Here is a 12,455-nt window from a genome sequence, read left to right on the forward strand (position 1 = left end):
CAGGTCTTGGACACCGGCAGGCCGTCGGCGGTGCACTCGTGAACATGACCGAAGAATCGAAGTCCGGGCAGCCGCAGATCGACCCCGCTGTGTCCGTGGTCGGTCCCGGCGACGGCGAGACGATCGTTCTGGGCACCACGCGCATGCGCGTGCTGGAGGACGGCAGCCACACCGGGCACCGCCTCGCGATCGCCGAGTCCGTCCTCGCACCGCACACCCAGGGGCCGCCTCAGCACCGCCACGCCCGACATGACGAGGGCTTCTACGTCCTGGCCGGCACCGTGCGGTTCACCGTCGGGAACGAGGAGTACGACGCCACCCCGGGCACGCTGGTGATGGTTCCGCCCGGCACCCCGCACACCTTCGCCAACCCGGGCGACCAACCCGCCGTCATGCTCAGCACCTTCACCCCCGACCTGTACGTGCAGTACTTCCGGGATCTCCAGGAGGAGCTCACCGGCGGCCGACCGCTGACGCCGCGGGCCAACATCGACGCGATGCGCCGCTACGCGACCGAGCCCGCCGCCGACCTCCCCTGAGGCCGGCCGCCCGGCCCAGTCACCCGCCTCTCGACCGCCAGGGCGGTGGCGCCGCCGCGTTCGGGCGTCCTGGGGCCCTCGGACGACCACCGGGGCCCTTCCACCGATCGACTCAATCGACGGGTCCCCGTGAACCGGTGGCCCACGAACGGGAACCATGAACATCGCCTACTGGATCACCGCGGGACCGCTCGCGCTCTTCTACTTCTACGCAGGCACGCTGAAGACCATCCGCAGCCGCGACCAACTCCGACCGATGATGGCCTGGGTCGACCGCACGCCCTTGCCCGCCCTCAGGGCCCTGGGCGCGGTCGAAATACTCGGCGCGACCGGCCTGATCCTGCCGCCGCTGACCGGCATCGCCCCCTCGCTGGCACCGGCCGCGGCCATCGGCTTCGTACTCCTCCAAACCGGGGCGATCACCGTCCACCTGAGGACCGAAGACCGCCGGATCGCACTCAACGCCGTACTCACCGCCACCGCGGCCGTGACCATCTGGCTGGCCATCAGGCAGTGACCGAGCACCCTCCCCGGCCGTCGGGCGCGACGACAGGGCCGGCCGCTCGTCGACACCCCGTGAGCACCAAGTAGCGCAGCACGGTCAGGTTCCGGACCTCGGCCTGGGAAAGGTCCAGACAGTGCGGGTTCGGGATGGTTCTCAGCGGGGTGACCGAAGCCGGTCCCCGGACGCCCTTGGACGGCACTTGTCATAGCCCGAGCCGTCTGCCGCCGGTCTCCGACACGGCCTCATGCTCTCGGTTCCCCCCAATATCTCCCAGGGAACCGTCTCATGCTGTCTCGCCGTACTCGCTGCGGACCGCCGTCGCCGTCCTCGGCGCAGGCGCCGCTCGCCCTAACCTTGTCCACGCCGGCCTTCGCCGCCAACGAAGGCGATCACTGGCTCAGCACCGCCAACTGCACCGCCGACCAGAAGATCGAGCTGCAGCTCTACAGCGACGGCCGGTACCACAACTTCCAGGCCATCGACCCGACCCGGACCGACGGCCGCTGCGAGTTCGCTCTGTTGGACGGCCGGTTCGGCTGGGACTCCTACAGTGGTGCGCAGTCTCCGTGGTACTACGACGGCCCGGGCCACTCGTACCAGGCATTCATCATCGACCACACCTCCGGCCAGGTCGTCTACGGCATCCGTAACTGAGGCTTCGACGGGCAGGGACCGGGTCGGCCACCGCCGGACCGTCCGCTCCCCCGCACTCGGACCCGCGGCAACCAGCAGCGCACATGCCCCACCCGGCCACCCTGCGCTCGCCCTTCCGTAGCCCGCAGCGCCGCTCTAACGTTGTGTCATGGAGACGGCATGGGTGGACCGTTCGGATCCCGACGTGATCGACCTGGTCCTCCGCGAAGGCGGCGGGTCGCTCCGGTACGCCGCCAGGAGTTCCCTCGATGCGGTACGTGCCGCGCCCCTGGCGTTCGTTTTCGGCGCGCTCCTCGCCCTGCCGGTCTACATCGTCATGCTGCTCGCCGGTACAGGGTGGGGCCCGGTCCGGGTGGCTGCCGGGATTGCCGGCGCGCTGTACGCCACCGTCCAGGCGCTGCTGACGGTGTCCTCGGCCTTCGTCCTGAATGTGCACCGGCTCCGGTTCTCCCCGGCCGCCGCGCCGGCCACCGTCGCCGTCGTCCGGGGTGCCCGCACGGGCCGGCCTAGGCCGCTCACCAAGGTACGGCGGATCCGGATCGACCACTCGACCGAGGAGCCGTACGACGGAGACCCGAGGCCCGAGACCGTCACGATCACACTGACCGTCCTGCTGGCGCACAGACGGATCCCACCCGCGACGCTGAGCCCGCAGATCGACACAGCGGCCCTCCACCACGAACTGCACGAGTTCCTCGCCCCCGTCGTGCCGGTGGACCTGTTCGTCCGGCACCACCGACGGCCCGAGCCCCCTCCCCCTCAAGACAACCCGCACTCGCGGATCGAGTGGGGAGCGCTCGGCCACGGCGGCTCCACCGGCGGCGGAGGCGGCAGCTGAGATTCGGCTGCACGCCGGCGACGCTCCGGAGCGCAGCATCAGCACCCTCAACGGGTGGCACGACCACGACGGCGCACCGGCAGCCGTCCGCGCCGTGGCCTGCCCCACTGACCGACATCAACCACCCGAACCGGCGAGGTACCGACGGGAGGGCAGCCGCAGCAGCGCGCCGGGCCGGTCCGGCACCGACGGTCCGTACACCTGGACAGTGAGCCCTCCTGGGGCGCTCAGCCCTGTGCCAGGGCCGGGGTGTTGGTACGAGTGGTCACACGCCGAGCAACGGCAAGAGCCGACAGCAGCAAGCTGCCCAGGCCGGGCCTCTCCTGCCGCACCACGGAGATCGACAACCGCCACCGGTTGCGTTCCTGAGGCCCCGGGGAGGCCGGGAAGACGTAGGCCGAGGCTGTTTCGGCGGGCTGCGCGGCCCAGCCGAGCGGAAGGGATCGACCAGCCGGTCGGCGCCGTCGCTCTCGCCGGAACGGAACCCCGGCATGCCGCACGCGATGGGACCGGCCCTCAGGGAATGCGCCGACACGTTGACTTCAAGCCGCTCACAGCGTGTCCACCGCGGTTCCGCCGGTCTTTGTCGCCACCATCCCAGTACGAGTCCGTCAGTGAAGTAGCGAAGAGGAGAGAACCCATGTCTGTGATCATGAGCCTGGAGGCCGCCGGCGACCCGAAGGCGCTGGAACAGTACGCCACGGGCAACACGGAGAAGATGCAGCGCATCCTCGAAGCGGCAAAGCGCCACGGACTCATCGCGCACCGCTTCTACGGCTCCGACGACGGCAACAGCGTGCTGGTGCTGGACGAGTGGCCCGACCGGCAGAGCTTCGAGTCGTTCTTCAAGGAGCAGGAGTCCGAGATCCAGCCGCTGTTCGAAGCCGCTCGAGTGACCGCAAAGATCGAGCCCACGCTCTGGCGAGAGCTCTCGACCCACGACGCCTACGGCTGGGGCGCCTGAGCCCAGCCGACTCTACGCAGAGCCTCCGCACCTTCCGGCTCAAGCCGCCGCCCGCCGTCCGGCGGCCGCCGGACGGCGGTCTCGACGGGCGTAATTCGCCTCGGCATCGGTGGCACGGCTGGCTCGGCCGAAATCCACAGGATCACGGACCACTACAGCTTCAACGAGTATGACGTGATCACGCTCGGAGGCGTGAGTGCGTACGACGGTCATGCCGCCGTTCTCACCCGTCTGGAGGCGGAGTTCGGGGTGCACCCGTCGTTCGAGGCCTTGCTCGCCCGGGCAGTCGTCCGCGCTGACGGGAGACACGCCGACTGGGGGGAGGCGATGGCCGTGCTCGCCGACCGGCTCGACGAGGAGACATGGGAGGCGAACCTGGCGTTGCGCTCCAGTCCCGATCCCCTACGCCGGCTGTTCGCTGCGGGCGTCGTGCGGCTCGTTGCCATCCGCGACCGTCCGATCCTCTCGGGGGTGTGCCCGTTCGAGCGACGGGCGCTGGACGTCCTCCTTCCGTGGGTCGTCGAGGAGACGGACACGGCGGTGCTCGCGGTGCTGCGCGGGTTGACCGAACTCGACGACCCGAGGATCGAGGAGGCGGGGCTTGCCTTCCGCGCGCGCCCCGACCCGCAGGTGCGCATCCAGGTGCCGTGGGCACTGCACCGGACGCGATACGCCTACACCCACCCTGAGGCATTGGACGTGCTCGCCGCACTGGCCCGCGACCCCGACGCCGGCGTCCGCAGGACCGTGTGCGAGCGACTCTACGCATTCGAGAGCCGCAGTCCTGCCGTCGCCGACATCCTGGCCGGATTCCTCGACGAAGACGACCAGCTGGTCCGCATCAAGGCCGTCAGCGGCCTCGCCGACGCCGACGACCCCCGCTGCGTGGAGGGCGCCCGCCTGATCGACCCGATCGATCGAACGGAGTGGGCGGACACCTGGCTGCTGGACGCGGTGTCACGCTACGAGCAGCGCCGTGACGGCTGAAGCAGGCCACCGTACTACCTGACGCTCTACCCGAGATGGTTCACCAGGCTCTCGTGCCGCGTCGGCGAGGGGTCGTCCGCCCCAGCGGATGCCATTCTCGCTGCGGATACGGGCGCGTTGGGTCCGCGCCGCATCCGGTGCAGTCGCCGGGCCGTCCACGGTTCCGCCGGCGATGAGGTGGGCGAGCAGGCGGGGTAGGAGTCCGGGCTCCATGCGCCGCAGTTCGTCCAGCGCGTCGAGTTCGGCCACCTGCTCGGGGTTGAGGTTGTCGGCCTGCTGCGCTGGTGCCTGAGGTACCCCGGGCTGACGCCCAGGCGCAGCGAGGTGCGCCGAGGGCGGCCGTCGTGTCGACGTACGCCGCCCGGAGCCGCCTGTGAATGGGTCGAGGCAGGGGCGTGCTCGTGCCGCGGTCGGCCCGCCAGCAGTCGTACCCGGGCACTAACCTCCTCCGCCGCGTAGGCGATCTTCACCGTGGAGTACCAGGTCGGCCGGGAGCCGTCCGCGGTGAACGGGCCGGGGAGCAGCGGGTTCGTCTCGATGTCGGACAGGTCGACCGGCCATGGGCCGGGGCGTTCGGGTCCAGGACCGGGTGCAGTTCGTGGACCGCCTCCGACCGGCGCGGCAACAGCCGGCCCGCGGGCGGCGAGGAACGCCACCCCGGCTCTCGGGGGCGGGCCAGGTCGGCCTGGGCGTACCGGACTTGAGTCGATCGGTCCGGCAGTCGGTGCGTCCCGGTGTGGGGCGACCTCGATGCGAGTCGTCCCATACGGGAGCCCTCGCGATGTGTACGTATCCGTTGAACCGGGGCTACGGATGGCAACCCTGACGGTTCCTCGGCGAGGATTCCGCCCGGCGGTACGTAGTGACATGCGCACGCCAGTCACTGCTGCGTAACACACGGCGCATCTCCAGTCCCGTCCGAGCGGCAACCGGGCCGTCCGGCCGTCACCGGCCCCACTCCGGGCCATCGCAGAAGGAGTTCCGTTGTTACGGTCCCCCGCAGGGTCGCTGCCGTGAGCGTCTGGATCGCCGGCGCCACCCGGACCGCGGCCGCGCTGCAGCCGGGCGCGCGCGAGGCGCCGAAGCCGCGTTCGGTGCTCGAGGACGCCGACCGCTCCCCGCACAGCCACAGCCACACCCGCGACGACCGGACCTTCGCCGGCCTGCCCGTCCTCGGCGGCGACCCGGTCGCGCACACCACCCCCGACGGCTCGGTCAAGGGCGTCGACAACGCCACCGCCGGCCCGGTCGTGGTGGCCTCCGCCATCCCCGTCTCTCACTCCCACAAGGAGCCACGGTGTTAAGAAACTTCGCCATTGCCGGCGTCGCGCTGGCGGTGACCCTCGGTGTGACAGCGCTGCCCGCAGCCTCCGCCGCCGCGGCCGACTCCCGCGCAACCGCCGAGGCCCCCGCGCCCACCCCGTTCAGCCGGGCGGTGGCGGCGGCCGACCAGGCCGTCAACAGCGGGTTCGACGCGCTGGCCAAGGGCCCGTCCGAGGAGTACGCCCGCGGCCAGGTCACCCCCTGGATCAACAGCCTCTACTCGGTCGCCTACGAGCGCACCTACCGCGGTCTGCCGGTCGTCGGCGGTGACGCGGTCGTCCTCGCGGACGGCGAGGGCAAGGTCCGCGCCGTCTCCTCGGCCACCACGGCGAGGATCGACGTCTCCACCGAGGCCCGGATCACCGCGGCCGCTGCCGAGCAGACCAGCCGGGCGCAGCTGAAGTCGGTCGACAAGGCGGAGGCGCCCCGCCTCGTCGTCCACGTGGCGAACAACGAGGCGCGGCTGGCCTGGGAGACGGTCCTCACCGGCCGCACCGAGACCGCGCCGAGCCGCCTGCACGTCTGGGTGGACGCCATCAGCCGCGAGGTCCTCGCCACCGACGACGAGGTCGAGGCCGCCACCGGGTCCAGCAAGTGGAACGGTCCCAACCCGCTGACCATCAACTCCACCAAGTCGGGCAGCACGTTCTCGCTGCGCGACCCGAGCCGCCCCGGCCTGTACTGCGCCGACGACTTCGGCGACGTCTTCACCAAGTCCACGGACTCCTGGGGCAACGGCAATCCCACCAGCAAGGAGACCGGCTGCGTCGATGCGATGTGGGCGGCCGAAAAAGAGTGGGACATGCTCAAGAACTGGCTGGGCCGCAACGGCCACGACGGCAACGGCGGCACCTGGCCGATCCTCGTCGGCATCACCGAGAACAACGCCTACTGGAACGGCTCCAGCGTCAACATCGGTTACAACCCGGCCGGCGAGTGGATCGCCTCGATGGACGTCGTCGGCCACGAGTTCGGCCACGGCATCGACCAGTACACGCCCGGCGGCTTCGACCACGAGAGCGGGATCGGCGAGGCCACCGGCGACATCTTCGGCGCGCTGACCGAGGCGTACGCCAACGAGCCCGCCCCGTACGACACCCCGGACTACCTGGTCGGCGACAAGTCCAACATCCTGGGCACCGGCCCGATCCGCAACATGTACGACCCCGCGCAGCTCGGTCACCCGAACTGCTACTCCTCGGCGATCCCGAACACCCCGGACCACGAAGCCGCCGGCGTGATGAACCACTGGTTCTACCTACTGGCCGAGGGCTCGGCCCCCGGCGGCGGCAAGCCCAATAGCCCGACCTGCAACGCCTCCACGGTCACCGGCATCGGCATCCAGAACGCCGGCAGGATCTTCTACGGCGGCATGCTGCTCAAGACCAGCGGCATCACGTACGCGAAGTACCGCACCGCGACCCTGACGGCCGCGAAGAACCTCGACGCGACCTGTGGTCTGTTCAACAAGGCCAAGGCCGCCTGGGACGCGGTCAACGTACCCACGCAGAGCGGCGACCCGACCTGCTCCGGCAACCCGGCACAGGACTTCTCGATGTCGGTCAGCCCCTCCACGGGCAGCGTGGACCCGGGCGCCTCGGCGACCGCCACGGTCTCCACCACGACCACCAGCGGCTCCGCCCAGACGGTCAAGCTGAGCGCCACCGGCGCCCCGGCGGGGGTCACGGTCTCCTTCAGCCCGGCCTCGGTCACCTCGGGCAAGAGCTCGACGATGACCGTCGCCACCACGTCGTCGGCGGCCCCCGGCACGTACACGATCACCGTGAAGGGCGACGGCGCGACCGGGCACACCACGCAGTACAAGCTGACGATCAAGGGCGCGGGCGGCTGCACCGGCACGCAGGTCGTCACCAACGGCGGCTTCGAGAGCGGCAGTTCGCCGTGGACCGGGGACACCGGCGTCATCGGTGCCAAGAGCGGCCAGAGCGCGCACACTGGCGCCCGGTTCGCTTGGCTCGGCGGCCAGGGCCACGCGGCCACCGGCACCCTCAACCAGTCGGTGACCATCCCGGCGGGTTGCGCCAAGGCCACCCTGACGTACTGGCTGCACATCGACACCGCCGAGAGCGGCTCCACCGCTTACGACACGTTCGAGGTCAAGGTCAACGGCACCGGCACCGGCAAGACGACCCTGTCCAACGTCGACGCGGCGACCGGCTACACCAAGCGCACGCTGGACCTCAGCTCCTACGCCGGCCGGACGGTCCCCCTGGCCTTCACCGCCACCGAGGACTCCAGCCAGCAGACCAGCTTCGTCCTGGACGACGTGTCCCTCGACGTCTCCGGCGGCCCGACCCCGCCGTCCGACGGCACGCGTACGCCCAGCAAGCCCGGGTACACCGTCAACCTCACCAGCGACTCCACGGGGCAGAACTGGACCGGTCACGAGAGCGTGGCCTTCACCAACACCTCGGCCACCCCGCTCAACGAGGTCTACCTGCGGCTGTGGGACAACTACCACGGCACCTGCCCGACCACCCCGATCACCGTCACCAAGGTGACCGGCGGCACCGCGGGCGCACTCAGCGTCAACTGCACCGCCCTCAAGGTCACCCTGCCCGCCCCGCTGAACCAGGGCCAGTCCACGTCGGTCGGCTTCGACCTCTCCATAGCCGTACCGAGCGGCGCCGACCGCTTCGGCCACGACGGGGCGTTCAGCTTCATCGGCAACGCGCTGCCGGTGCTCGCGGTCCGCGACGGCGCGGGCTGGCACCTGGACCCGTACACGGACAACGGCGAGTCCTTCTACTCCCTCGCCGCCGACTTCACGGTGACCCTGGACCACCCCACGTCCCTGTCCGTCCCGGCCACCGGCACCTCGGTGGACACCCCGGGCACCTCCGGCCGTACGGTCACCAAGGCCACCGCGACGAGCGTGCGCGACTTCGCCTGGGCCGCGGGTCCGTTCGCCAAGATCTCGGGCACGTCGGCCGCCGGCACCAAGATCAACGTGTACTCGGTCTCCGGCACCAGCACCTCCGACGCGAAGTCGATGCTCGACACCGCCAAGACCGCCGTGGACGCGCACGCGGCACGCTTCGGCGCCTACCCGTACGGCGAACTCGACGTGGTCCTCGACGACTTCTTCTGGTTCGGCGGCATGGAGTACCCCGGCTTCGTCCTGGACCAGGTCAGCAGCGAGGCCCTGACCCACGAGATCGGCCACCAGTGGTGGTACGGCATCGTCGGCGACGACGAGTACAACAGCCCCTGGCTGGACGAGTCGTTCACCTCCTACGCCACCGACCTCGCCCTCGGCGAGACCGGCACCGGCTGCTGGAACAACGTCCACTGGAGCTCCCCGGACGAGAAGATCACCAACTCCATGGCCTACTGGGACGCCAACTCCTCCCGCTACTCCACCGTCGTGTACGGCTACGGCAGGTGCGCCCTGCACGACCTGCGCCGCCTCATCGGCGACACCGCCATGACCAAGCTCCTCAAGGACTACGCGACGAGCCACCGGTACGGCATCTCCACCACCGCCGACTTCAAGGCGGCAGCACAGGCGGCGACCACCACCGACCTGACCTCGTTCTGGTCGACGCACCGGATCGAGGGGTGATGCGGACCGCACCCACGCGGTGAGCCAAGTCCCGCCGCCCGCCGCCCCGCTCCGGCCCGCCTCGCGCGGATCCGGGACGGGGCGGTGGCACGCGAACCGGGTCGACGCCACCCGGGTCCGACCTGTGGAAACCTGGTGGCCGGCCGCAGCAGGCCCGGTCGTCGGCCTGCCGTGGAACGGCTCTAGCCGAACCCGGCGAGAGCCGCACGCCGGACACCAGCGTCCCGCGCGGTGGGGGGTTGTGGCGTGGCGGACCGACCGGCCCGGCCTGGCGTCGTGTGAGGGCACGCGGCCGGTCACGCCCGGGTGGTGGCCTCGTCGTTGGTCGGGCCGGCTGCGGACATGATGGCCTGCCAGGGGCCGGAGTCGAAGATGAGCGTGATCGAGGTGATCCGGCCGCTGTCGAGCCGGAAGTGCTCGGCCGTGTGCTGGGTGATGCCGACGGCCGGGACGGTGTGGACGTCGTAGACCAGGGTGGCCTCGGTCTCGCCGTACAGCTCGCTGATCAGTTCCACCCCGGTGACGATGCCCAGGAGCCCGTCCAGGCCGTCGAGGTGGCCGGTCGGGCTGTCGGAGGTGATGAACGGACTGCGGAAGCCGAAGCCTTCGCCGATCTGTGCCGCGGCTGTGGCGACGTCTCCCCGAAACCGGGCCTCGTGGTAGGCCCTGACGGTACGTCGGGTGGCTGCGGTGGCCGAGCCGGTGGTCATACGGTGCTCCGTCGTTGTCGGTTCAGGGGGCCGGCTGGTCGCGCGGGGCCGCGCTCAGGTACTGCTCGATGCGTTGCTGGTTCCGGACCACGCGAAGGCACAGGTCGCGGAACCGGGCGAGTTCGTCCTCGGTGAAGCCCTGGAAGACGGCGGACATGGCGCGCTGCGTCGGCTGCCGGAAGGAGTCCAGCCAGTCGCGGCCGGCCTCGGTAATCACGACCCGGACCGACCGGCGGTCACGCCGGTCCTGGACCCGCTGCGCCAGCCCGTCACGCTCGAGCGTGTCGACCAGGCCGCTGACGTTCCGGGAACTCACCCCCGCCGCGCGGGCCAGTTCGCCGATGCTCAGCCCCTCGTCCGGGGCCGTACCCAGGCGTGCGAGGACGTCGAGCGCCCCCGCGCTGAGCCCACGTCCCCCCGCACCGTGCGACCGCAGCCGGTCGACCGCCTGCGACGCCGACCGGAGGGCTGCGGCCGCCTCCAGCGCGAGGGTGTCCTCGCCCGCCGCGAACGCCTGCATGGAGTCCCGGACGCCGGGGTCGTAGAGGTCGGTGTGGCCATCGGCAGCACGGCCGGCAGCCGGCCGGATCCCCTCCGGCCGGGAGGGCGGCCCGTTCGGCGAACGCGACCGGTTCATCGGCGCGGAGCTACATCATGCCGCTCGGCGTCAGCCCCGGCAGCAGCCAGCTCTGGAACGGCGCCAGCACCGCCAGCACCAGGAACGCCGCCCCGGTCACCCGGGCCAGCAGCGGCCCGTGGCGCCACAGCTTCTCCAGGAAGATCACCACCGCGATCCCCGCCATCGCCGCCACGTTCATCACCCCGAGCGGCACCAGCACCACCATCAGCGCCCAGCAGCAGCCCAGGCAGTACCCGCCGTGGTGCAGCCCGACCCGCAGGTCCCGCGCCGGCGGCCGGAAGGACGCGTAGCGCATCAGCTGCGCCATGGGGCTGCGGCAGTGCCGCAGGCACACATACTTCAGCGGACCGAACTGGTACAGCCCGGCCAGCGCGAACGCGGCCGCGCCGATCCACTTGCCGGCGTCCGGTTCGCGCTCCACCAGGTGCCCGGTGAGGGCCAGACCGCCGTACGCCAGCAGGCCGAAAGCCGTCCACACCAGCAGGTAGCCGCCCAGGAACTCCGTGGTGCGTACCGCCCGCTCCGCGCCGTTCGACTGCCGGCCGATGCCACGGGCCCAGGTCGCAGCCACGGGCGCGACCGACGGCAGCATCATGGCCGCCATCATCGCCAGCCACAGCACCAGGAACAGCGGCAGCGCCATCCCCATCGTGCCGGGCTCGATCCCCATGTCCCGGGCCTGCCCGACCGTGAACACCCAGGCCAGCGCCGCAATCACCACGATCAGGCCCCACGCCACGGCAAGATCCCTGGCGGGCATCAGCACCCCGGTTCGCAGCGGCTGCTTCTCGACGGTGACGGTACGCATGCTGCTCTCCTGCCTGGTCCCTCCAGAACAGCACACGTGCGCCGACGGCAAAACCCGGCCACAGCCGCGTACGGATGCGGCGCGGTGCGGGACCGGCGCATGCTGGAGACGAGGCCGCTCCGCCGACGCGGCCTGCGGGCCTTCATGCGCGACAGCCTCATCAGTCTTGGAAGCATGCGACAGCGGGGGGTGAGGAGGTCGGCCCGATGACCGAAACAACCACCAGCACCGCGTGGCACCTGGTCGGCGACTGGTTCGACACCTGCAAGTGCGCCATACCCTGCCCCTGTACCTTCGCCCAGCCCCCGACCGAGGGCGACTGCGACGGCGTGCTCGTGTGGCACATCCGTGAGGGCCGGTACGGCGAGGTCTCGCTCGACGGACTGAACTTCGTGATGCTCGGGGCCTTCACCGGCAACATCTGGGCCGGTGAAGCCACCCACTCGCGGGCCGCCTTCTTCATCGACGAGCGCGCCGACGACCAGCAGCGTGCCGCCCTCGGCACGATCTTCAGCGGCCAGGTGGGCGGGTGGCCGAAGCGGTTCGGCGAACTCGCCGAGACCGAGGTGCGCGGCATGGACGCCGCCCCCATCACCGTCGAGATCGACGACGACCTCAGGTCCTGGAGCGTCGAGATCCCCGGCCGGGTCACCGCCCGTGTGGAAGCCCTCACCGGCCCCACCGCCCCCGAGGGCGGACGCGTGCAGCTCCACAACGCCCCCGGCGCCGAAGTCGGACCGGGCCAGATCGCCACCTGGGGCCGCGCCACCACCGACCACGCCGACGCCTTCGGCTTCAGCTGGAACCGCAGCGGCAAGTCCAGCAAGCATTTCCCGTTCGACTGGAGCGGCCCTGACTGACAGATCGGCCCCCATCCGCGCCTACCGGCGTCAGCCCGGCG

General features: G+C 70.9%; 12 protein-coding genes. 9 read left to right on the forward strand and 3 right to left on the reverse strand.

Annotated elements, in window-relative coordinates:
- The first annotated feature begins 44 nt into the window (after positions 1-44).
- The 8 genes from FHR36_RS20335 (at position 45) to FHR36_RS20370 (ending at position 9,396) form a co-directional block, all read left to right on the forward strand.
- Positions 45-539, forward strand: a complete 495-nt coding sequence (locus FHR36_RS20335; RefSeq protein ID WP_253799565.1) for a cupin domain-containing protein — start codon at positions 45-47, stop codon at positions 537-539.
- A 157-nt stretch (positions 540-696) separates the two neighbouring features.
- Positions 697-1,056: a DoxX family protein gene (locus tag FHR36_RS20340; RefSeq protein WP_253799567.1), complete on the forward strand. Its 360-nt coding sequence runs from the start codon at positions 697-699 to the stop codon at positions 1,054-1,056.
- Between the two features lie 273 nt (positions 1,057-1,329).
- Complete coding sequence (locus FHR36_RS20345) at positions 1,330-1,698, forward strand: hypothetical protein (protein WP_253799569.1); 369 nt, start codon at positions 1,330-1,332, stop codon at positions 1,696-1,698.
- Positions 1,699-1,846: 148 nt separating this feature from the next.
- Entirely contained in the window at positions 1,847-2,536 is a 690-nt protein-coding gene (locus FHR36_RS20350) for a hypothetical protein (RefSeq protein WP_253799570.1), read from the forward strand.
- A 640-nt stretch (positions 2,537-3,176) separates the two neighbouring features.
- Positions 3,177-3,500, forward strand: coding sequence for a hypothetical protein (locus tag FHR36_RS20355; RefSeq protein WP_253799572.1), 324 nt, complete (start codon positions 3,177-3,179; stop codon positions 3,498-3,500).
- Between the two features lie 327 nt (positions 3,501-3,827).
- A complete protein-coding gene (locus FHR36_RS20360; RefSeq protein ID WP_253799574.1) occupies positions 3,828-4,487 on the forward strand; it encodes a HEAT repeat domain-containing protein in 660 nt (219 codons plus the stop codon).
- 1,013 nt (positions 4,488-5,500) lie between these two features.
- On the forward strand, positions 5,501-5,791 hold the full coding sequence (locus FHR36_RS20365; RefSeq protein ID WP_253799576.1) for a hypothetical protein: 291 nt from the start codon (positions 5,501-5,503) through the stop codon (positions 5,789-5,791).
- A complete protein-coding gene (locus FHR36_RS20370; protein WP_253799578.1) occupies positions 5,785-9,396 on the forward strand; it encodes a M4 family metallopeptidase in 3,612 nt (1,203 codons plus the stop codon). The genes FHR36_RS20365 and FHR36_RS20370 overlap by 7 nt, the downstream gene beginning before the upstream one ends.
- A gap of 296 nt (positions 9,397-9,692) precedes the next feature.
- On the opposite strand, the gene FHR36_RS20375 is transcribed toward FHR36_RS20370, so the two are convergent.
- The 3 genes from FHR36_RS20375 to FHR36_RS20385 are packed head-to-tail and all read right to left on the reverse strand — an operon-like array spanning position 9,693 to position 11,554.
- Entirely contained in the window at positions 9,693-10,106 is a 414-nt protein-coding gene (locus FHR36_RS20375; protein WP_253799580.1) for a nuclear transport factor 2-like protein, read from the reverse strand.
- Between the two features lie 22 nt (positions 10,107-10,128).
- Positions 10,129-10,743 (reverse strand): MarR family winged helix-turn-helix transcriptional regulator, encoded by a 615-nt coding sequence (locus FHR36_RS20380; protein WP_253799582.1) that lies wholly within the window; start codon positions 10,741-10,743, stop codon positions 10,129-10,131.
- A 10-nt stretch (positions 10,744-10,753) separates the two neighbouring features.
- Positions 10,754-11,554, reverse strand: a complete 801-nt coding sequence (locus FHR36_RS20385) for a DUF2182 domain-containing protein (protein ID WP_253799584.1) — start codon at positions 11,552-11,554, stop codon at positions 10,754-10,756.
- Positions 11,555-11,760: 206 nt separating this feature from the next.
- Here FHR36_RS20385 and FHR36_RS20390 point away from each other — a divergent pair, with 206 nt between their 5' ends.
- The gene (locus tag FHR36_RS20390; RefSeq protein WP_253799585.1) at positions 11,761-12,414 is read left to right on the forward strand and encodes a DUF1326 domain-containing protein; all 654 of its coding nucleotides are present in this window, start codon (positions 11,761-11,763) and stop codon (positions 12,412-12,414) included.
- The last annotated feature ends 41 nt before the right edge of the window (positions 12,415-12,455 follow it).

The sequence above is a fragment of the Kitasatospora cinereorecta genome (assembly GCF_024172095.1).
Lineage (GTDB): Bacteria > Actinomycetota > Actinomycetes > Streptomycetales > Streptomycetaceae > Kitasatospora > Kitasatospora cinereorecta.